Annotated in this window: 24 protein-coding genes and 1 pseudogene; 6 read left to right on the forward strand and 19 right to left on the reverse strand. The window is 71.1% G+C overall.

Features of this window, described 5'->3' with window-relative positions; genetic code table 11:
- Positions 1 to 131 precede the first annotated feature (131 nt).
- The 6 genes from AC0B61_RS12710 to AC0B61_RS12735 form a co-directional block, all read right to left on the reverse strand.
- Positions 132 to 734, reverse strand: coding sequence for an SMI1/KNR4 family protein (locus tag AC0B61_RS12710; protein WP_471740760.1), 603 nt, complete (start codon positions 732 to 734; stop codon positions 132 to 134).
- Between the two features lie 110 nt (positions 735 to 844).
- Positions 845 to 1,441 carry an SMI1/KNR4 family protein gene (locus AC0B61_RS12715; protein WP_471740659.1) on the reverse strand — a complete coding sequence of 199 codons (597 nt, stop codon included), beginning with the start codon at positions 1,439 to 1,441 and terminating at the stop codon, positions 845 to 847.
- A gap of 10 nt (positions 1,442 to 1,451) precedes the next feature.
- A complete protein-coding gene (locus AC0B61_RS12720; protein WP_471740660.1) occupies positions 1,452 to 2,012 on the reverse strand; it encodes a hypothetical protein in 561 nt (186 codons plus the stop codon).
- An 848-nt stretch (positions 2,013 to 2,860) separates the two neighbouring features.
- Positions 2,861 to 3,493 (reverse strand): SMI1/KNR4 family protein, encoded by a 633-nt coding sequence (locus tag AC0B61_RS12725; protein ID WP_471740661.1) that lies wholly within the window; start codon positions 3,491 to 3,493, stop codon positions 2,861 to 2,863.
- 218 nt (positions 3,494 to 3,711) lie between these two features.
- A complete protein-coding gene (locus AC0B61_RS12730; RefSeq protein ID WP_471740662.1) occupies positions 3,712 to 4,203 on the reverse strand; it encodes an SMI1/KNR4 family protein in 492 nt (163 codons plus the stop codon).
- Between the two features lie 308 nt (positions 4,204 to 4,511).
- The gene (locus AC0B61_RS12735; RefSeq protein ID WP_471740663.1) at positions 4,512 to 4,724 is read right to left on the reverse strand and encodes a hypothetical protein; all 213 of its coding nucleotides are present in this window, start codon (positions 4,722 to 4,724) and stop codon (positions 4,512 to 4,514) included.
- Positions 4,725 to 4,947: 223 nt separating this feature from the next.
- Between AC0B61_RS12735 and AC0B61_RS12740 the strand changes: the two genes are divergently transcribed.
- Positions 4,948 to 6,738: a glycoside hydrolase family 35 protein gene (locus AC0B61_RS12740; RefSeq protein ID WP_471740664.1), complete on the forward strand. Its 1,791-nt coding sequence runs from the start codon at positions 4,948 to 4,950 to the stop codon at positions 6,736 to 6,738.
- A 41-nt stretch (positions 6,739 to 6,779) separates the two neighbouring features.
- Here AC0B61_RS12740 and AC0B61_RS12745 read toward each other — a convergent pair whose 3' ends face one another.
- The 7 genes from AC0B61_RS12745 to AC0B61_RS12775 form a co-directional block, all read right to left on the reverse strand.
- Positions 6,780 to 7,664, reverse strand: a complete 885-nt coding sequence (locus AC0B61_RS12745) for a DUF4253 domain-containing protein (RefSeq protein ID WP_471740665.1) — start codon at positions 7,662 to 7,664, stop codon at positions 6,780 to 6,782.
- Between the two features lie 121 nt (positions 7,665 to 7,785).
- Entirely contained in the window at positions 7,786 to 8,850 is a 1,065-nt protein-coding gene (locus AC0B61_RS12750; RefSeq protein WP_471740666.1) for an aldo/keto reductase, read from the reverse strand.
- A gap of 54 nt (positions 8,851 to 8,904) precedes the next feature.
- Entirely contained in the window at positions 8,905 to 9,777 is an 873-nt protein-coding gene (locus tag AC0B61_RS12755) for a S1 family peptidase (RefSeq protein WP_471740667.1), read from the reverse strand.
- Positions 9,778 to 9,899: 122 nt separating this feature from the next.
- Positions 9,900 to 10,469, reverse strand: coding sequence for a hypothetical protein (locus tag AC0B61_RS12760; protein WP_471740668.1), 570 nt, complete (start codon positions 10,467 to 10,469; stop codon positions 9,900 to 9,902).
- Positions 10,470 to 10,580: 111 nt separating this feature from the next.
- The gene (locus tag AC0B61_RS12765; protein ID WP_471740669.1) at positions 10,581 to 10,775 is read right to left on the reverse strand and encodes a sigma factor-like helix-turn-helix DNA-binding protein; all 195 of its coding nucleotides are present in this window, start codon (positions 10,773 to 10,775) and stop codon (positions 10,581 to 10,583) included.
- A gap of 55 nt (positions 10,776 to 10,830) precedes the next feature.
- On the reverse strand, positions 10,831 to 11,076 hold the full coding sequence (locus tag AC0B61_RS12770; RefSeq protein WP_471740670.1) for a hypothetical protein: 246 nt from the start codon (positions 11,074 to 11,076) through the stop codon (positions 10,831 to 10,833).
- 342 nt (positions 11,077 to 11,418) lie between these two features.
- Positions 11,419 to 11,856: an ATP-binding protein gene (locus tag AC0B61_RS12775; RefSeq protein ID WP_471740671.1), complete on the reverse strand. Its 438-nt coding sequence runs from the start codon at positions 11,854 to 11,856 to the stop codon at positions 11,419 to 11,421.
- Between the two features lie 195 nt (positions 11,857 to 12,051).
- On the opposite strand from AC0B61_RS12775, the gene AC0B61_RS12780 reads away from it, so the two are divergent.
- Genes AC0B61_RS12780 through AC0B61_RS12790 form a run of 3 tightly spaced genes read left to right on the forward strand, consistent with a single transcriptional unit; the run spans position 12,052 to position 13,292 of the window.
- Positions 12,052 to 12,885 (forward strand): helix-turn-helix domain-containing protein, encoded by an 834-nt coding sequence (locus tag AC0B61_RS12780; protein ID WP_471740672.1) that lies wholly within the window; start codon positions 12,052 to 12,054, stop codon positions 12,883 to 12,885.
- Positions 12,878 to 13,081 carry a DUF397 domain-containing protein gene (locus tag AC0B61_RS12785; RefSeq protein WP_471740673.1) on the forward strand — a complete coding sequence of 68 codons (204 nt, stop codon included), beginning with the start codon at positions 12,878 to 12,880 and terminating at the stop codon, positions 13,079 to 13,081. The genes AC0B61_RS12780 and AC0B61_RS12785 overlap by 8 nt, the downstream gene beginning before the upstream one ends.
- Positions 13,082 to 13,103: 22 nt before the next feature.
- On the forward strand, positions 13,104 to 13,292 hold the full coding sequence (locus AC0B61_RS12790) for a DUF397 domain-containing protein (RefSeq protein WP_471740674.1): 189 nt from the start codon (positions 13,104 to 13,106) through the stop codon (positions 13,290 to 13,292).
- Between the two features lie 164 nt (positions 13,293 to 13,456).
- On the opposite strand, the gene AC0B61_RS12795 is transcribed toward AC0B61_RS12790, so the two are convergent.
- A complete protein-coding gene (locus AC0B61_RS12795; protein WP_471740675.1) occupies positions 13,457 to 13,939 on the reverse strand; it encodes a hypothetical protein in 483 nt (160 codons plus the stop codon).
- Positions 13,940 to 14,600: 661 nt separating this feature from the next.
- Between AC0B61_RS12795 and AC0B61_RS12800 the strand changes: the two genes are divergently transcribed.
- Positions 14,601 to 14,807 (forward strand): hypothetical protein, encoded by a 207-nt coding sequence (locus AC0B61_RS12800; protein WP_471740676.1) that lies wholly within the window; start codon positions 14,601 to 14,603, stop codon positions 14,805 to 14,807.
- 239 nt (positions 14,808 to 15,046) lie between these two features.
- Here the strand turns inward: AC0B61_RS12800 and AC0B61_RS12805 are convergent, their stop codons facing one another.
- The 5 genes from AC0B61_RS12805 to AC0B61_RS12825 all read right to left on the reverse strand — a co-directional run bounded on the left by AC0B61_RS12805 (position 15,047) and on the right by AC0B61_RS12825 (position 17,983).
- Positions 15,047 to 15,475 carry a VOC family protein gene (locus AC0B61_RS12805; protein ID WP_471740677.1) on the reverse strand — a complete coding sequence of 143 codons (429 nt, stop codon included), beginning with the start codon at positions 15,473 to 15,475 and terminating at the stop codon, positions 15,047 to 15,049.
- Between the two features lie 102 nt (positions 15,476 to 15,577).
- Complete coding sequence (locus tag AC0B61_RS12810) at positions 15,578 to 15,655, reverse strand: 50S ribosomal protein bL37 (RefSeq protein WP_465390020.1); 78 nt, start codon at positions 15,653 to 15,655, stop codon at positions 15,578 to 15,580.
- A 251-nt stretch (positions 15,656 to 15,906) separates the two neighbouring features.
- Positions 15,907 to 16,368: a cupin domain-containing protein gene (locus tag AC0B61_RS12815; RefSeq protein ID WP_471740761.1), complete on the reverse strand. Its 462-nt coding sequence runs from the start codon at positions 16,366 to 16,368 to the stop codon at positions 15,907 to 15,909.
- Between the two features lie 74 nt (positions 16,369 to 16,442).
- Positions 16,443 to 16,709, reverse strand: coding sequence for a hypothetical protein (locus AC0B61_RS12820; RefSeq protein ID WP_471740678.1), 267 nt, complete (start codon positions 16,707 to 16,709; stop codon positions 16,443 to 16,445).
- A complete protein-coding gene (locus AC0B61_RS12825; RefSeq protein WP_471740679.1) occupies positions 16,688 to 17,983 on the reverse strand; it encodes an RNA-guided endonuclease InsQ/TnpB family protein in 1,296 nt (431 codons plus the stop codon). Before AC0B61_RS12825 ends, AC0B61_RS12820 begins: the two co-directional genes overlap by 22 nt.
- A gap of 22 nt (positions 17,984 to 18,005) precedes the next feature.
- On the opposite strand from AC0B61_RS12825, the pseudogene tnpA reads away from it, so the two are divergent.
- Positions 18,006 to 18,424: pseudogene (gene tnpA, locus AC0B61_RS12830) on the forward strand (IS200/IS605 family transposase).
- Positions 18,425 to 18,441 lie beyond the last annotated feature (17 nt).

An 18,441-nucleotide genomic window follows, 5' to 3' on the forward strand; every position in this document is an offset into this window, starting at 1 on the left:
CGATCCTGGCGGCCACGAGCCTGTGGATCCACTCAGCCAACTCGCACAGTCCCCGTCACTACTGCTCTCAAAATGGCTTCGACGCCCCCTCGGGACGGATCGTCTGGTGTCGGCTTGAACAAGAGGCCGCCTCACCGGCAACCGCGCACACCCGGCGCGGCACCGTCGGTCGGCGGGTCGAACCGGGCGCGCCTGCGCTGTCGTTCCAACCGCCAGTGGACGAAGCGGGAGGACTCGCAGCCCCAGGCCTCGGTGATGCCGATCGGGCACGGGTCGATCTCCGCCGTGAGCATCCGGTGGAGGAACTCGACCATCCCCATGGGGAACACCCGCGGCGCGCCGCCGTTGCGGCCGAGGACCACGACCGGCCATGCGTCGGGGTCGTCCCCGGCCGTCAACCAGCACAGGGTGTCGGCGGTGGAGGAACCACCCCGGGCGACGAGTTGCTCGGCGGAACGGACCTCGTCGGTGGGCTCACCGTCCTCCTCGAAGAGATAGCGCGCCTCCTCCGTCATGCCGCGCACACCGGTCCCCGGGGCGTCCGGGGGCAGCAGCTCTTCGGAGGCGAAGACGGTCAGGGAGCGGTCGATCTCCCCCTTCCCGTACCGGGTCATGAACTCGGTGTAGTCGCGCGGGAGCCGGAAGCCCCACGCCGACTCGGCCGCTACCCAGTCACAGGACTCACCGGCCCCCTCGTGCGTGGCATGAGCTCCACAAGCCTGTCGATGTCGAATGCGTCAGGCAGCCTCACCGTCGTCAATTCCCTTGTTCCTCCTCCGACCCCCCCTGTCGGTCCTCACCTTGGCCCGGCGGCCGCTGAGCGGCCGCCAGCCAAGCGGGTTTGTCAGCTCCTGGGCCCGCCGGTCAGCGGGTCGAGCTTGGCGCGCCTGCGCTGTCGCTCCAACCGCCAGTGGACAAACCGGGGGGACTCACAGCCCCAGGCATCGGTGATACCGATGGGGCAAGGATCGATCTCCGCCGTGAGCATCCCGTGGAGGAATCCGGCCATCCCCATGTGGAAGACCTGCGGCGCGCCGCCGTTGCGGCCGAGGACCACCACCGGCCATGCGTCCGGGTCGTCCCCGACAGCCAGCCAGCACAGGGTATCGGCGGTGGCGGAGCCGCCCCAGGCGACGAGTTGCTCGGCGGAACGCACCTCGTCGGTGGGCTCACCGTCCTCCTCGAAGAGGTAGCGCGCCTCTTCTGTCAGGTCGTGCAGGCCGGGCTGCGGGGCATCGGGCGGCAGCAGCTCCTCGGGGGCGAACACCGAGACGCAGTCCTCGATGCCTCCCTGCCCGTACCGGGTCACAAACTCCTTGTAGTCGCGCGGGAATCGAAAACCCCACGCCTGCTCCACCGCCGCCCAGTCACCGGACTCGCCGGCCCCTTCGTGCGGGGGCATGAGCGCCACAAGCCCGTCGATTTCGAATGTGCCGGCCATCGGGCTTCTGCTACTCCACCTGGTTCCAGTCGCCTTGGAACCGCCACAGCGGTTCACCGGGATTGTACGGAGCCACCTCGTCCGCGTAGGCGTAGGTGCCGTCGAGGACAGCGAGCAGGAAGGCCGCGAAGCCGCCGTCGAAGCGGTCCCACTCCTCCAGGCTCCGGTAGAACGCCACCACGGGCCAGGCATCGGGGTCGTCGCCCTCGGTCAGCCAGAAGAACTGGTCCGCGTTGAGGTTGGAACCCCAGGAAAGCAGACCGCCGGGCTCGGGGTGGACCGGGTACGGGCAGTCCTCGTCGGCGGCCAGTTCCGCAGCGATCCCGTCCGTGGTCCTACGTACGAAGCCCGGGAAGCCAACGATCGACCCACCGTCGTAGGAACGCAGAGTCGGCACCGCAACGGAGAGCTCACCGTTGATCCGCACGCTCCCGTAGCGATCCACGAACTCCCGGTAGTCCGAGGGGAGGGCGAATCCGACCTCCCCGGTGGACCGCTCCCACGGGGTCGCGGCCGGCCGCTGTGCCGGCTCACCGAAGATCCGTGACAGGCGGTCGAGTTCCATGCTCATGTTCCGTCCAATGGTTAGGTGTGATCACTTTCTGCCGCCCCCGGCCCTCCCCCGGCGTAGCGGGGGCAGGCCTCTCAAGCCCAGGGTCCTCGAAGCGGTCCCGGGCTGCGGACTGGTCCGTGTAGTGCAGAAAGCGGGGGGCCGGAATGTCCTGGAGCGACCGATCGCTCAACGACCAGTCCTCGAAATCGTCAAGTAGAAGCCGGAGCAGGAAGTCGAGCATCCCGCAGGGGTACACCGACCATGCGGCATCGACTCGCTTGTGGACAGCAACCGGCCAACGATTCGGATCGGGCCCCATGGTGACCCAACAGAGGGTGTCCGCCCCGGCAGTCGTGCCCCAGACGAGCTGTCCTCAAGGCGACAGGCCCTCGCCGGCGACGGATCGCTCCAGCCCTGCAGCGCGCTGTCTGCCAACGCCGCCTCGGAGATCCGCGACACCCGGTCCCCGCGCGACGGTTCCCCGTGGACGGCTGGCACGACGAAGCCCAGCGAGTCCTCGATCGACCCGCTGCCAAAGGCTGCGACAAAGGCCTGATAGTCGACTGGGAACGCCACACCGTACGCCGCCTCGGCCGAAGCCCAGTCGATATCGTCGCCCCGAGTCGGGCCAGGGCGCGCCACCTCCGGACGACTTCCGCCATGGCATCCGGTATCCCAGTGGTACGACTGGTCATGCCATTCCACCCATCCGCTTGGCGAATACTCCTCTGCCCAGTCCGCCCCGGCGGGCTCGCGGCCCGGATCGCCCATCAGCTCCCCGAGACGGCCGATAGCGCCGGCCGTACCTTCACCGTCTTACTTCGCGCGTACCCCGCGCCGACGGCGAGGAGGCTGCGGATCCGAGGTCAGTCGAACTCGCCGAGATCGAAGGATTCACCGGTCCACGGGTCAATGCCCTCAGCCGTCAAACGGTACGAGTCTCTCCAGTGCACGAACGTGGGCCGTAACCCGAGGCTCAGCGTCGCCAACTCTCCCGTGAGCAGCCCTGCGCACGCCCGGCGCAGGTACTCGACCATGCCGAACCGGCACTGCACGAGCGGTCCTCCGTGCAACTGGATCAGTACCGGCCATTCCTCCGGCTTCGGGCCGTCCATCAACCACAGATAGTCGTTGCCGCCGTCATCGCCGCCCCATCGAAGAACCTTGTCAGCCGACAGGTTCGCGCTGCCGGGCTCCGGGGAACGCAGCAGCCCGGCCCGGAAGGTCCTGGTGACATCAACCAATGATGGGCTGTACCGCTGCTCGTCAACCGCCCCGGCGGGGCGTGCGATCCAGACGGAGGAACTGATCTCACCGCCTCCGTAGACGGCGATGAACTCCTTGTAGTCGGACGGGAGCGCCACACCGAGGTCCTGTTCCGCCGCCGAAAGGCCCTGCGCGTCCAACGGGGCTCCGGCACTGCTTCCGGCACAGGCGGACAGCACCTCCGGCAACTCCGACAGTCCTGGCGACATCACGATCCACTTCCTGTTCGCCACGGTGTCGGCCCCCTGCGAACGGCTGCCGATTGGTGGTCACTCGGCCGGCGTTGAGCGTGGCGGCCGAGGCCCCGGAGGCGCGGTGGGCTCGCCCCTGGGAGGTCCACAGCGCCTCATCGGGATTGTACGGAGCCACCTCGTCCGCGTAGACGCACGTTCGGGGTCATCGTTCTCGGCCAGTTCTGCCCCCCGCCGTCATAGCGGGGGGGCAGGCTGTCTCACTCGGTCGAGAACTCGCTCCACGACCGGACGCCCGAAGCGACGTCGAAGACCTCGGACAGCGTCGAGAAGAACGCGGCATCGCCGTTGCCGACCCAGAAGTACCGCTTCTGCGGCGACTCCTCGTCCCACACCAGGAAGATCCCCACCGTGCCGTCCCCGTTCACCCAGACCGGCGCCAGCACCGCGTCCTCGATGAGCCCCTCGTCGATGTGAATGTCGATACCGCTGACGACGTCGAGGAAGCGAAGCGCCCGCGAGAGGGTGTCCCCGGACGACCAGTCCCGCCATCCCAGGAGGGGCATTCCGGAACGGAAGTTGTCCATCCCGTCGGAGAACTCAAGGAATTCGCGGTAGCCCGGCTCGATCGGCTGCCCCATCCACCCTTCGAGAGCCGCGATCTGGCTCGCGCCAGCCGGCGGCCGGAGTCCCGGAGGCGCCGAGAGCGCGGAACCCGGGTCGGACCGGTGATCCGCGATCCTCGCGGCCAAGGGTGGACTGCCAGAGCTCTGCGTTGAGCGTCCGGTCGATCAGTTCCTCCGCGTCGGGGAAGTCCCCGTCCAGAACCGCTGCGAGGAACTCGGCCACACCGCCGTCGAACCGGCTCATCCCGTCTCCGCCGTAGCGCCAGACCACGACCGGCCAGTGGTCGGGGTCCGGTCCGGCCGTGTGCCAGCAGAAGTAGTCCGCCCGGACGGAAGCTCAACGCCGAATCGCTCGGCTGCTCCGCTCCACGGGACTTCGAAGGGAGGGCGGTCGGGGTCGCCCATGATCTCGCCGAGACGGCCGATTGCGCTGGTCATCCCTTCACGACCTCTCGGTCTGCCCCGGCAGGGCGGGGCAGACCGGCCAGGAGGTCGTACGTGCCAGTGGGAACGTAGAGGCCGGGGTCGGCGGCCGCCGTGGCGGTGTCGGCCCGGCGCAGCAGGGTGTCGGCGGCGGCCGACCCTTCGGCTGTTCCGAGGGCGACCAGGGTCGTGGCCAGCAGGATTGCCAGGGGACGGCGCAGCACTCGGGGATCCACCAGACGGTCATGTGAAGGCAAATGAAACGGCAGTAGATATATCCGACCGTCAGTAGACAGATAAAGAGACAAATGGCTCCGCGTGTGGAAGATCACGCCCGGATTGAGGGAAAACACGTACGGGAGGGAACTGAACGCGCAGAGTGACGAATTCGCGTGCCCGTTAGGCTCGGGAGGAGCCGGGGTCTGCTGTGGAAGGGCGGGTGTGCGCATGCTGGGGTACGACGCGGACGGGTTCGTGCGGGACGGGGTGCCGCACCGGGTGGTGGCGGGGGCGGTGCACTACTTCCGGATCCATCCCGGGCTGTGGGAGGACCGGCTGCGGCGGGTGCGGGCGCTGGGGGTGAACACGGTGGACACGTACGTGCCATGGAACTTCCACGAACTGCCCGGCGGGGACGTGGACTTCACCGGCTGGCGGGACGTGGGGCGGTTCGTGCGGCTGGCCGGGGAGCTGGGGCTGGACGTGATCCTGCGGCCCGGGCCGTACATCTGCGCGGAGTGGGAGTTCGGCGGCCTGCCGGCCCGGCTGCTCGCCGTGGACGGGCTGCGGCTGCGCTGCGCGGACCCGGCGTACCTGGCCGAGGTGGACGGCTGGTTCGACGCGCTGGTGCCCGAGCTGCTGCCGCTGCTGGCGAGCCGGGGCGGCCCGGTGGTGGCGGTGCAGGTGGAGAACGAGTACGGCAGTTACGGCGACGACGCCGACTACCTGCGCCACCTGCGGGACGGGCTGGAGCGGCGCGGGGTGGACTGCCTGCTGTTCACCACCGACGGCGCCCACGACACCATGCAGCAGGGCGGCGCCCTGCCCGGCCACCTGGCCACCGTGACGTTCGGCTCGCGCGCCCCCGAGCGCCTGGCGGTGCTGCGCCGCCACCAGCGCGAAGGGCCGCTGACCGCCATGGAGTTCTGGATCGGCTGGTTCGACCAGTGGGGCCTGCCCCACCACGTGCGCGACGCCGAGGAGACCGCCGCCGCGCTGGACGAACTGCTCGCCGCCGGCGCCTCCGTCAGCCTCTACATGGCGCACGGCGGCACCAACTTCGGCCTGTGGGCCGGCGCCAACCACTCCGGCGCGCACCCGCTGGACGCCGGCTACGAGCCGACCGTCACCAGCTACGACTACGACGCGCCGATCGGCGAGGCCGGCGAGCTGACCGAGAAGTTCCACGCCCTGCGCGAGGTCATCGGCCGCTACGTGGACCTGCCGCAGGACGAACTGCCCGCACTGCCACCACGGTTGGCACCGCAGCGCCTGGCGCACGCGAACGGCCGCGCGCCGCTGCTGGAGAGCCTGGAGGCACTGTCGCAGCCGCAGCAGCACGCCGCGCCACTGCCGATGGAACGGCTCGGACAGGACCGCGGCCTGGTCCACTACCGCACCCGCGTCCCCGGCCCGCGCCCCGAACTGCCGCTGCGCATCGACGGATTGGCCGACCAGGCGCAGGTGTTCGCGGACGGGCACCCGCTCGGCGTACTGGAGCGCAACTCCCCCGGCGCGACGCTGGCGCTGGCCACCGACGCCGACGGGGTGACCCTGGACCTCCTGGTCGAGGCCCTGGGGCGGGTGAACTACGGCCCCAACATGGACGACCGCAAGGGCATCACCCGCGGCGTCTCACACGGCGGCCAGGGGCTGTTCGGCTGGCAGATCCGGCCGCTGCCGCTGACGGACCTGTCCGCACTGCGCTTCACCCTCGGCGCCCAGGCCCGGGACGGGGAACCGGTGTTCCACCGCTTCGCCGCCGAACTCGACTCCCCCGCCGACGGGTTCGTGGCCCTGCCCGGCTGGGGCCGCGGACTGCTGTGGCTCAACGGCTTCCTCCTCGGCCGCTACTGCGCCGCCGGCCCCCAGCGCACCCTCTACGCCCCCGCGCCGCTGTGGCGGGAAGGAGCCAACGAGATCGTCGTCCTCGAACTCGAACGGCACGGCGAGGCCGTGGAGTTGCGCGGCCGGCCCGACCTCGGGCCGACCACGGCGGCACCCAGCTCCGAGTACTGACCGCTACGCGGCTCCGAGTACCGACCGGCGCGCCCGCACGGTCAGTCCCACCAGAACGACCACTGGTGGGAGCCCACCAGCTGCCGGGCGTACCCGGCGAGGGTGCCGGCGCCCTGGAAGACCAGGTCGGAGCAGAGGGCGGTGTGCTCGGCCGCCAGCGGAAGCGCCTCGGCGAACGTGGCGGGCGGCACGGGCACGCTCAACCGGAGCGTGTCGAAGCCGACTTCGACGACCTGCGCACCGAAGCGGCGCTCCCAGTCGGCGACGACGGCGGCGATCTTGGCGACGTCGTTCTCGTGGTTGGCCGGGCCGCTCCACCCGCACACCGCCAACGCCTCGGCGCCGCTGCCGGCCCGGACCAGACCGAGGCGGTCGTCCTTGACGGACTGCAGCACGTCGGCCAGTTCGCGGGCCTCGACACCGGCCGCGCCCGCGGGCACGGCGGCGGCGGGGGCCGTGCCGGGCCAGGTGCGGCCGTAGGGGGCCAGGGCCTGGCCGTACTCCTCGCCGCCGTCACCACCCGCCGCCCACCAGCCGCGCAGCAGGGCGGCCGGGTCGTACAGGCCGGGGGCGGAGGCGAGATCCGGGTACAGCTCGCCGGACAGCCACGGTCGGTAGTCGGGGCCGTCGCCCAGGGGGCTGAGCAGCAGCGGCCACAGCCCGGTCTGCGCGTGCGCGCGGTGCAGTCGCGCCCACAGGCCTGCGGGGGCGGGGGCGTCGCTGACCCACAGCAGCGGCTCCCGGCCGCCACCGGAGTTCCCGTCGTCCCCGGAGTTCACGTCGCGCACGGAATCCCCGACGCGCACGGAATCCCCGGCGCCCATCGAGTCCCCGACGCCCACGTCGTCTCCGGTGACGAGGCGGCCGGGTGGCAGGGGGACGGGCAGGGCGGTGAGGGCGGCGACGAGGTTCAGGGGCTGTGTCATGGCGCCCACCGTAGGAGCGGGCACCGACAACGGGGCTGGGACGCCCACGGGTTGGCGCACGTCTGGCTCTACCCGGCCGGTTGGAGCCGCCACCGCCACCGCCACCACCGCCACCGGTCGTTCACGCCCAGGGCAGCGCCGAGCGGGTGCGCCAGTACGCCTCGGCGGGCTCGGCCATGGCGGCGAGGGCGGCCAGGTCCTGCGGGGCCGGGCGGGCCTCGGCGGCCGTGAGGTTGGAGGCGAGCTGGTCGAGGGTGGCGGCGCCGGAGAGGACGACGTCGGCCCAGGGCTGGGCGGCGGCCGCGGCGAGGGCGACGGCGTCGGGGGTGGTGCCGGTGCGGTCGGCGACGGTGCGCAGGGCGGCGGTGTCGGGGCCGGTGGCGTTGCGGCCGGCCAGGCGGCCGTTGGCCATGGCCTCCTTGACGACGACGAGCCAGCCGGCCGCGTGGGCCTCGGCGAGGGCGGGGGCGGCGGAGGTCTCCAGGAGGTTCCAGGTGGCCTGGACGGCGGTGAACAGCGGGCGGCCGGCCACGGTGACGGCGAGGGCCTCGCGGATGGTGGCGGCCTGGGCGGGGCCGCTGGTGGACAGGCCCACCCGCACGCCCTCGGCGGCGAGGGCGGCCAGGCGTTCGTGCAGGGCGGGGTCGGTGAGGGCGGGGCTGCCGGGGACGACCGAGTGGACGAGGTAGACATCGAGGCGGTCGCCGAGCAGGGCGCGGGTCTCGCGGACCTGCCGGTCGAACACCGCCGTCGAGTGCTCCTTGACCTCGTGCGCGTCGACGCCGGTGGCCTGCCAGCCGGCGGTGTAGGTGTAGCCCCACTTGCTGCCGACCGTCACCTCGGCCGCCGCCCGGGGGTGTTCGGCCAGCCACTGGGCGAGGAACTCCTCGGCGCGGCCGTAGGAGCGGGCGGTGTCGAGGTAGCGCACGCCGGCGGCGTACGCGGCGTCGAGGAGGGCGTGGGTGCGTTCGCGCAGCGCCTCGACGGTGCGTTCGGCGGGCAGGTCCGCGTCGCGCCCGAGGGTGATGTAGCCGGGCCGGCCGACGGCGGCGGTGCCCAGGCCCAGCCGCGCGGGCTCCGGACGGGCGGGCTCCGGACGGGCGGCAGCCCCGGCAGCTCCAGCGGCTCCAGCGGCTCCAGCGGCTCCGGCAGCTCCGGCAGCTCCGGCGGCGGGGTCGGTCGGCATGGCGTGGTCTCCTCGGGCGCGACGGTGCTCACCTGGGACTTTAGCCGTACGCCGTCACCGGCCGGCGAGCGTGGCCCGGATCCAGGGGGCGTAGGCGGGCACGTCGCTGTCCAGGCCCGGGCCGGCCGCGCAGGAGTCCGCCGGGGCGCCGGGGCCGGAGGTGGTGCCGATCAGCTCCCACCGCCCGCCGCGCCCGCGCTGGACCTGCGGGCCACCGGAGTCGCCGAAGCAGGCCATGGCCTCGGGGACTTGGCTGAGCGTGCACAGGCGGGTGGGTCCGGCCCAGCCGGGCGCGCAGTCGCCCTGCGCGCCGATGCGGGTGGGCAGTTCCTGGAGGCGGTCGGGGAAGACCATCCTGTCGTAGTCGTGGGTGTCGGCGACGGTGCCGAAGCCGAGCAGCCTGGTCGGGGTGCCGGCCGGGCCCGCGTGTTCGGCGATGCGGACGGGCTGCTGGGCGACCGGGCCGTCCAGGCGGATCAGGGCGAGGTCGTTGACGTTGGGGGCGCCCTGGCCGAACGCGAAGCCGGGATGGACCACGACGCGCGCGACGTTGCGCACCGTTCCGCCGCTGTCGCGGTGCGCGCTGCCGACGCGCACGGTGCCCTTCAGCTGCAGGTGGGTGTCGGGCCGCCACACGACGCAGTGGGCGGCGGTCAGCACCCACTGGGGGTCGATCAGGGAGGCGCCGCAACTGCCGTCGGCCAACTGGTCGGAGGTCAGCGGGACGGTGGCCATGAAGGGGTAACGCTCGGTGGCGTCACGGCCGTTGACGATGGCCGCGGCACTGCCGCTCATGGCGGTGGCGCCCAGGGCGGCGGCCAGCACGGCGACGGCGCCGACACGGCGGGTACGGCGGGTACGGCGGAAGGTCTCGCGGTCGAAGGCCTTGCGGTCGGTGGTCTCGCTGGCGGACGTGCGGAACTGCACTGGTGACGGCCTCTCGGATCGGCGGGTACGGAGGACTCCAGCCAACCCGGGGACGGCCCGCCGGAACACCCGGCCAGCGGGCCGCCGCGACCTGGGGATATCCCCCCGCACCCGCCGGCGTACTACCAGTCGGCCCGTACGGACCGGGCGGCGCCCCCGCCCTCCCCCGGCCTGGTCGCGGGAACGGCGGTGTGCCCGGGCCGCACGGGTTGCCCAGGCTGTGCGGACTGCCCGGGCTGCCCCGAGGACGAGGTACGGACGGCCTGGACGGGCGCACCGATCGGCGTCTCGTTCACCCTCGCGGCACGCACCGTCACAGCGGCCGTCACCGAGGCCGGTACGGCGGCCGGTACGGCGGCCGGAGCGAGGGCCTGGTCCAGGCGCAGGACGAAGTTCACGTAGTCCCGCGGCTTGCCCGGCCAGTGGCAGTCGTTGCTGGTGAGCAACTGGCTGCGGACACCGTCGCGTTCGGTGACGGGCCCGGGCGTGGTGCGCAGGTTGGGCTGCCAGCTGCGCCGCCACAGGTGGTGTTCCAGGGACAGCGTCCAGCTCTCCTCGTCCACCTCCAGCACGGCCCCGACGCGCCCCGGCAGGATCCGGTTGCCGTACGGGCCGCGCACGACGGCCCGCTGGTCGAAGTCGGCGCTGCGCCCGACCACCGTGATCCGCCACGCGCCGTGAAACCTGAGCATGTCTGCCTCCTGGCACCCCGGCGCCCCCTCCGGCGGACGGCGCCCCGTCCACGTCTACGGCCGCACCCCGCTCCCCGGCTCAACCCGGCGCCACCCACTGCCGCCGCCCGGTCAGCGGCGGGCGGCGGCCAGGGAGCGGAGCTGGACGTGGACGGCGGCTGGTTCGGTGCCGATGAGGGCGGCGACCTGCGCCGCGGACAGGTCGAGGACCAGATGCAGCAGCAGGACGTCCTGCTGCGCGGCGGTCAGGTGGGCGACCGGGCCGAACGGCCCCGGACCGGCCAGGGTGCGGACGCGGTGGCGCACCGCCTGCGAGGCGCAGGCCGCCGGGCTGGTGGTGGCCGGGGATCAAGGGTGTTGCTCAGGACTGGGCGGCCTTGCGGGCGTTGGTGCGGCAGGTGGCGAGGGCGTAGGTGATGCGGGTGTCGCGGTTGGGGGCGGTGGCGAGGAGTTCGCCGGCGGAGATGAGGGCGGTCCAGTAGCGGGTGGGGTTGCCGGTGCGGGGCATGGGGTGGGCGGAGGTGAGGGAGAGGTAGGCGGTGGTGAGGTTGCCGGTGGTGAACCAGCGGGTGAGGCCGTGCTGGTGGCCGGGGCGGATGCCGCCCATGGCGTCGATGGCGGTGAGGAAGTGGGCGATGACGGCGTGGTCGCGGGTGGTGAGGGGACGGGGACGTCGAAGACGCCGAGGGCTTCGAGGAGTTCGCCGGTGTCGTTCTCGGTGTCGTGTGCGGTGTTGGGTCGGGGGTTGGTGAGGAGGGCGTCGTGGCAGTCGTCGAGGCGGCGGGTGGTGTCGGCGGCGGGGATGCCGAGGGCCGTGCAGACGGCGCGGGCGGAGCGCAGGGGGTCGCCGGTGCGGCGGGCGAGGCAGGCGTAGGCCTGGGCGGGGGCGAGGGCGGTGTCGAGGAGGTGGCGGGCGGTGAGGGCGAGTCGCATCGGAGGGTGAGCGCTTTCAGACGGTGACGAGGGAGGAGGAGGTGAGGGAGGGTGAGACGAGCGCCCAGACGAACTTGCCGACGCCACCCGGGCGGGGGCAGCATCCCCAGCGCTCGGCCAGCTCGTTGACGAGGAACAGGCCGCGCCCGCACTCGTCGTCCAGGGTGGGCGAGTTGAGGGAGGGGCGCCCGGAGCCGGCGTCGTGCACCTCCAACCGAAGACGGCCGCCGAGGAGGGCGAAGCGCACCTCGATGAGCCGGTCGTCCGGCGCGTCGCAGTGCTGGACGGCATTGGCGAACAGCTCCCCGAGGAGCAGTTCGGCGACATCGGCGTAGCGGTCGCCGGCGGGGAGCGCGGCGAGGTAGGCCCGCAGAAGGCGCCGGGCAATCGGGGTCGAGTCCGCACGGGAGTCGAGGCGGGCGGCGAACGTGCGGGGCCGGTGGGATTTGAACATGGCGGAGTTCCTTGGGGGCGGATGGGGGAGCGCGGAGGTGGTGCGAAATCACGCTAGGCATGCAGATGAGAGGGACTTGCGCGTCACGGCGTCGCTCCGGTCCGTAGTGATGCGACTACCCAGCGCGGCCACTTTCCTCTAGACTTCCGAACTGTTCAACTTGGCGTAGTTGTTTGATTGGTAGGTCGAATCGCCTTGAACAAGCGGGAACTTGACCCTCAGTCCTCCCCTGCGGCCGAGTTCGGGGCATTCCTCCGCAGGTGGCGCGAGGAGTGGGACTGGACGCAGGAGCACCTTGCAGAGCTGATCGGCTGCACGTCGTCCCACATCTCGGCTCTTGAAAATGGCCGCAGGAAAGCAACTCGTCGCATTGCAACCGAACTTGACAAGGCATTCGGCGGGGGCGAGCGGTTTCTGGCCGAGTGGAGCAAGTCAGGCCAGCGCATCCTGTTCGAAGGCTTCGAGGAGTATCTCCGCGACGAGTCGAAGGCCGTGGCGATGCGGCTGTTCGAAATCAACATCGTTCCGAGCCTCCTGCAGACCCCCGCGTACGTTCGGGCGTATCAGGGTGCGCTGGTGAGCCGCGGAGCATCAACGCAGCAGCAGGCCGACGAGCGAACCGAACTGCTGCTCCACAGGCAGCGCGTGCTCGCAAATGATCCCGCGCCGCTCCTCCATGCGGTCATAGACGAGGGGGCGTTGCGGCGGTCCATCGGTAGCCGCGAAGTCATGCTCGAGCAACTGCAGCACCTGGAGGCACTTGCTGCTCGGCCAAGGGTCCTTCTTCAAGTCAGCCCGTTCTCGCTGGGTGAACTCAGGCCGTTCGCGCATCCAATTACGTTGCTGACCATGCCGAACAGGGCCATGGTTGGCTATGGGGAGACCCAGAAGCGTGGCTTCCTCGAACGCGATCCGGAGACACTGGCCGAGTGGGCCAGTGAGTACGATCACCTCCAGGTCGAGGCGTTGTCCCGGGCGGCGAGCATCGAGTTCATTCGAGAAGTGCGGAAGGGTTTTGATCATGGATGACCTGCGCAGCGCCGCGTGGCGCAAGAGCTCGTACAGCGCCCAGCAGGGACAATGCGTCGAAGTGGCAATCGGGGTCGTCCCCGACCGGGTGCCCGTCCGTGACTCCAAGGACCCCCACGGCCCGACGCTCGTTTTCCCGGCTGTCGCGTGGGAAGCCTTCGTGACAGCCGTCCGCGAGGGCGGCTTTCCGGCGTAGGACCCACCGAGGAGCCGACCTGTTGACCTGGCACAAGAGCAGCTACAGCAGCAACGGTGGACAGTGCGTCGAGGTATCCACCAGCACGCCCGGCGTCGTGCCCGTCCGTGACTCCAAGGACCCGAACGGCCCGGTCCTCGCCTTTCCGTCCTCCTCGTGGAGCGTCTTCGTCGCCGCGGTCCGGGCGGGCGACTTCCCGGTCGAGGGCTGACCCGGATTCCCGGATTCCCGGATTCCCGTAATCCAACGGCACAGGGGCGGGGCACCGTGTGGTGCCCCGCCCCCTGCTGCTTCTCCCGTCAGGTCACTCCCGGCGCCGAACGGCGCGGCCGGGCCGGTCCGTCAGGCAGCGAGCTGCGTGCCCGGTGGCGGGGGTCAGTTCTTCCAGGCGCTCCAGAAGACATCGGCGTTGTTGCCGCTGCCGCCCACGCGGGTCGCGCGGAAGGTGTTGTCGGTGCCGTTCTCGTCGTAGCTGTTGGACCCGGTGTAGGGGTTGGCCCAGTGCAGCACGACGGACCGGCCGTTGCGCCAGTCCTCCTCGCAGTTGTACCCGGTGAACCTCACGGTGCCCTCGGTGCCGGTCGCGAAGCCGTTGCTCTCCGACTGGAAGGTGGCGTCCCCGGTGTTCCCCAGCGTCTGCGGCGGCTCCTGGCCCTGCGACCAGATGCCGTGGGCCAGCGAGTAGTCGGCCCGGTAGAGCGTGCAGCCGGTCCCGTTGTGCAGGTGGACCGTGGTGCTCCGGGCGGCCTGGGTGATGGCCGGCGCGGCCTGGGCGGCCTGGGCGGTGCCGGTGGCGATGGTGCCGAGCCCGATGGCGCTCACCGCGGCCAGCGCCGCGAAGCGTGCGGAGGTACGCATGGTTCCCCTCGATTCCGTGTGTCTTCGGTGGGCGGCGCGGGTCGTCTCCCCGCGCCGCGATGAACGATGCGGTGCGCCGGCCGACAAACGATGGACGGCACGGTGGACGATGCGGCCCGCGCCACTCACCGGGTTGTCCATCACCTGTCAATTTGCGTCGTGTACGAGCGCCCTGGTGAAAGCGCGGGCGAAGGGCCGGCGCCGAGGCGGGACGGGGCTGGGGTGGGGACAGCCCCCCGGGGGATCCGCCGGACAGCAGGAGGGCCCCGGCTGGGCCGGGCGCGGAGGATCGGAGGCGTCTGCACGACCACTCCTGACGTTCCGGCACGAATCGAGGCCCCGATGTCCCACACCGCTCGGACCCCGTCCGCCGTCCGCTCCGCCCGCCCGGGCGCCGCCGCACCGCACGAGGCCGGGCCGGCGCCCGCTGCGGTGCGTGCGGCATTCGCCTTGTAGGCGACGGCCGTTGCCGCCGGCGCGTTCGAGACGGTCCTCGCCGTCGGCAGGATGCTCGCCGATTCCTCGGGCTCGGCGGCCGGCATCGCCATGGGTCTCGCGGTGCGGCTGCCCGTCTTCACCGCCGCGATCCTGGTCGCGCGGCGGCCGCGGCTGGGCGCGGATCGCTCTCACGCTGGGCCTCGGTGTGCTGGGGACAGCGTCGATGGTGCTGCAGCCGATCCGGGCACTGGCCCAAGGCCGGTCTCTGAGCTGGGAATTGGCGCAGGCCGGTCCGATGGATCTCGCTTTCGCGGCCAGCCGAGCCGTGCACGTGTGCTCGGTGCTCACCGCTGTGGTGCTGATGTTCCTTCCCGCCGCCAACGCCTACTTCCGGGCCGCCCGCGACGGCGGCGGCCCGTCTCGGCGATGACCGGGCGCCGTCGGGGGGCCCGCCCGTAAGGCGCCCCGAACGCTTCGCGCGGCCCCTGCTGGCGGGCGTCACGGACGAGCGGCTGCGCGCCCTGCCGCGGGCGGGGGCGGTGGACCAGTGGGCGGACAGCACCGACTTCCTCGGGCAGCCGCACACCGCGCGCGCGGCGGTGGGCGCACTCGACAACCGCAATGATACGGACGGGAGTTGAGTGCGGGTGGGCCAACAGCCGGGGGTGCTCAGTCGAGGCAGAACTCGTTGCCTTCGATGTCCTGCATCGCGATGCACGAGTCGGTGCCGTCGTACAGCAGGTACATGCGGACCGCGCCGAGCGGGACCAGCCGTGCGCATTCGGCTTCGAGCGCGGCGAGGCGCTCCTCCCCCACGAGTCCGGTACCGACCCGCACGTCGAGGTGCAGCCGGTTCTTGGCGACCTTGCCTTCGGGGACGCGCTGGAAGTACAGACGCGGGCCCACACCCGAGGGGTCGCTGCAGGCGAACCAGGAATCCCGGTCCTCGGGGGCCTGGGAGCGGGTGTAGTCGTCCCACGTGGCGAACCCCGCCGGTGGCGGCGGCACGACGTACCCCAGCACCTCGCACCAGAACCGAGCGAGACGCTGGGGTTGCGCGCAGTCGAAGGTGACCTGGAACTGCTTGATCGATGGCATCGGCGCACCCTACCAACGGGCGCACCACCCAGCAGGGGAATTTCGGTGCGGCTCGGGGGCAGCGGCGGCCGCGCCCGGCAAGCCGTTCAGGCGGTCAGCCGTTCAGCTCTGTGGGCGGCGGCCGTGGTTGGCCCCGCGCCTGGCCCGGGCCTTCTTCTTGCGGCGGCGCTTCGACGACATGGTCACTCCTCTCGCACCAGGACCCCCCGATCTTCCACCGTTCCACACCCGGCCCGTCCCGGCCCGTCGAGCGGCCGGGGCACGGGCGCCGCCGGGCTGCGGGGCCGTGCCGCCGACGGCCGGAGCGGGAAGTCGGCGGGTCCGACTTCTCCTGCACGGCACTCCGGCGCCACCGCTCCGGCACGGCGCTCCGGCACGGTGGTGGGGCTGGGGCTCAGCTGCCGCCGATCAGGGCGGTGCGCGGCGCTTCCTCAGGCGCGGTTCGCCAGGGCGGCGCGCCAGGCGGGGCTGTCGACGTAGTGGTTGTCGAAGCGCTCGGACGAGGCGGCGATCGCCGCCGGCGCGGTCTCGCCGCGCATGACGCTGCCGAGCAGGCGCAGGTAGTCGAAGCGCTCCATGCCGGGGGTGAACACGAACAGCACGTCGGCCCGGGCGCCCGGCGCGGCGGCGAAGGCGTGCGGGGTGTGCGGGGGCACGGCGAGGAAGTCGCCCGCGCCCAGGACGGTGACCTCCTCGCCGACCAGCACCTCCAGCGAGCCGCCGATCACGAAGAACAGCTCCCAGGCCCAGGTGTGGAAGTGCGAGGGGGCCCCGGCGGCGCCTTCGGCGAAGGTGGAGCGGTAGACGGTGAAGCCGCCCTGCCCCGGGTCCGTCTCGGCGAGCAGGGTCATGGGTCCCGTTCTCCTTCTGTCGATCGGGTGGTTGTTCGTCAGGACGCGATCGACCGTAGGACTTCAAGGCTCCTTGAGGTCAAGGGAGCAGAGGTCAAGCAAGTACGGGGCCGCTCCTAGTAGTTCTGGTTCTCGCTCTCCGTGGTCAGCCACTGGATGTGGTCGTGGAACTGCCTCCCCGCGGTCTGGAACAGGTTGTGCTCGCCGGTCTGCAGGCTCTCGACGCCGAACTCCCCGCTCAGGTGCCGGTCCACGACCTTGATGAGCCCGAAGGGGCCGGTGGCCGCGGGGCCGACCATGTGCAGTTCCTCGGCGTTCATGTCGGAGATCTCGGCGGCGACCTTGGCGATCATCTTCTCCATCACGGCGGAGTTCTTCTGCACGGCAATGAAGTGGTTGCCTTGACTTCCTCGCCGCCTTCAAGGGCGGCGATTCCCTCCGCGCTGCGCACGGATGGCGCAGCGTTTGGGTGGGTTCCTGCTTCATCGCGCTGCGCCGGGACGAGTCCCGGTCTTACCTGCGCTCCACAGGCTGTCACCGCCAGTCCGGCGGCCTTGGCGACGTTGACCGCCGCGTTGATGTCCCGATCAAGGACGGTCCCGCACGCCCCACACGCCCACTCACGCATATGCAGTGGCTTGGGGCCGTCCTTGATGCCGCAGTGCGAGCACACCTGAGAGGTGGGTTCGAAGCGTCCGAGACGCAGAAAGGCGCGCCCGTACCGGGCGGCCTTGTACTCCAGTATCGTGACGAACGCGGACCATCCGGCGTCGTGGACTGACTTGGCCAGGTTGGTGCGGGCGAGTCCCTTGACCGCCAGGTTCTCAACGGCGACCGCTTGGTTTTCGCGGATCAGCTTCGTTGAGAGCTGGTGGTGGAACTCGCGCCGCGCGTCGGCCACGCGGGCATGCTGCCGTGCGACCTTCGCCCTGGCCTTTGCCCGGTTGCTGCTGCCCTTCTCCTTGCGGTAGAGGGATTGTTGCGCGCGCCTGAGCTTTTTCTCAGCGCGGCGCAGGAACTTCGGACTGTCGATCTTCGTGCCGTCGGAGAGGATCGCAAAGTGCGTCAGCCCGAGGTCGATGCCGACCACGGAATCTGTCTCGGGCATCCGGGTCAGGTCCGCTTCCGGGTCGGTCTCCACCACGAACGAGCAGAAGTACCGCCCAGCGGCGTCCTTGCCCACGGTGACCGTGGACGGCACCGAGGGCAGCACGCGGGACCACGTCACCCGCACGTCGCCGATCTTCGGCAACGACAGGTCACCACCCGGCGTGATCTTCCACCGGGCGTTCGCGGTGAATCTGACGGCCTGCCGGTTGTCCTTGCGGGACTTGAAGCGGGGCGCGCCCGTGCGTGGGCGCTTGCCCTTCAAGCCGTCGAAGAAGTTCCGGTACGCGGTGTCCAGGTCCCGCAGGGACTGTTGCAGCACCACCGACGACACCTCGCCGAGCCAACCACGCTCAGCGGTCTTCTTCGCCTCAGTGATCAGCGACTTGGACAGGTCCCCGATCCTCGGGAACGGCAACCCGCCCGCACGGGCGGTCTCACGCGCCCGCAACGCGTCGTTGTACACCACCCGCGCACACCCGAACGCACGGGCCAGCGCTGAACGCTGAGTCCTGTTCGGGTAGAGGCGGAAGGAGTACCGCAGCTGCATAACGATCACCGTACCGGTTGGTTTGTGGGCTGAGTATCAGAACACCAAGACAGGCAGGCACTGTACGTTCGTGCTCCACGCGCACTTGGTTTTCGTGACGAAGTACCGGCACCCCGTCTTCACCACACCCACCTCAAGCGCATGGAAGAGATCATGCGGGCCGTCTGCTCCGACTTCGAGGCAGGGCTGATCGAGTTCAACGGCGAGAACAACCACGTCCACCTCCTGGTCAACTTCCCGCCGAAGGTCGCCATCTCCAAGCTCGTCAACAGCCTCAAGGACGTCAGATTCCGGCGGATGCGCCAGGAGTACCCCGAACTGGTCCAGCACTACTGGCGCGCACAGCGCCTCTGGTCCGGCTCATACTTCGCCGGATCAGTGGGCGGCGTTCCGCTGTCGACAGTCCGGCAGTACATCGAGCAGCAGAACCGCCCTGCCTGAGCTGAGGTCCACAGTGC

The sequence above is a fragment of the Kitasatospora sp. NPDC023385 genome, assembly GCF_055664045.1.

Bases quoted from the DNA above. Each gene is read 5' to 3' on its own strand.
- AC0B61_RS12715 (WP_471740659.1), bottom strand. From the start codon at position 1,441: ATGGCCGGCACATTCGAAATCGACGGGCTTGTGGCGCTCATGCCCCCG.
- AC0B61_RS12720 (WP_471740660.1), bottom strand. From the start codon at position 2,012: ATGAGCATGGAACTCGACCGCCTGTCACGGATCTTCGGTGAGCCGGCA.
- AC0B61_RS12740 (WP_471740664.1), top strand. From the start codon at position 4,948: ATGCTGGGGTACGACGCGGACGGGTTCGTGCGGGACGGGGTGCCGCAC.
- AC0B61_RS12745 (WP_471740665.1), bottom strand. From the start codon at position 7,664: ATGACACAGCCCCTGAACCTCGTCGCCGCCCTCACCGCCCTGCCCGTC.
- AC0B61_RS12750 (WP_471740666.1), bottom strand. From the start codon at position 8,850: ATGCCGACCGACCCCGCCGCCGGAGCTGCCGGAGCTGCCGGAGCCGCT.
- AC0B61_RS12760 (WP_471740668.1), bottom strand. From the start codon at position 10,469: ATGCTCAGGTTTCACGGCGCGTGGCGGATCACGGTGGTCGGGCGCAGC.
- AC0B61_RS12770 (WP_471740670.1), bottom strand. From the start codon at position 11,076: ATGGGCGGCATCCGCCCCGGCCACCAGCACGGCCTCACCCGCTGGTTC.
- AC0B61_RS12775 (WP_471740671.1), bottom strand. From the start codon at position 11,856: ATGTTCAAATCCCACCGGCCCCGCACGTTCGCCGCCCGCCTCGACTCC.
- AC0B61_RS12785 (WP_471740673.1), top strand. From the start codon at position 12,878: ATGGATGACCTGCGCAGCGCCGCGTGGCGCAAGAGCTCGTACAGCGCC.
- AC0B61_RS12795 (WP_471740675.1), bottom strand. From the start codon at position 13,939: ATGCGTACCTCCGCACGCTTCGCGGCGCTGGCCGCGGTGAGCGCCATC.
- AC0B61_RS12800 (WP_471740676.1), top strand. From the start codon at position 14,601: ATGGTGCTGCAGCCGATCCGGGCACTGGCCCAAGGCCGGTCTCTGAGC.
- AC0B61_RS12805 (WP_471740677.1), bottom strand. From the start codon at position 15,475: ATGCCATCGATCAAGCAGTTCCAGGTCACCTTCGACTGCGCGCAACCC.
- AC0B61_RS12810 (WP_465390020.1), bottom strand. From the start codon at position 15,655: ATGTCGTCGAAGCGCCGCCGCAAGAAGAAGGCCCGGGCCAGGCGCGGG.
- AC0B61_RS12825 (WP_471740679.1), bottom strand. From the start codon at position 17,983: ATGCAGCTGCGGTACTCCTTCCGCCTCTACCCGAACAGGACTCAGCGT.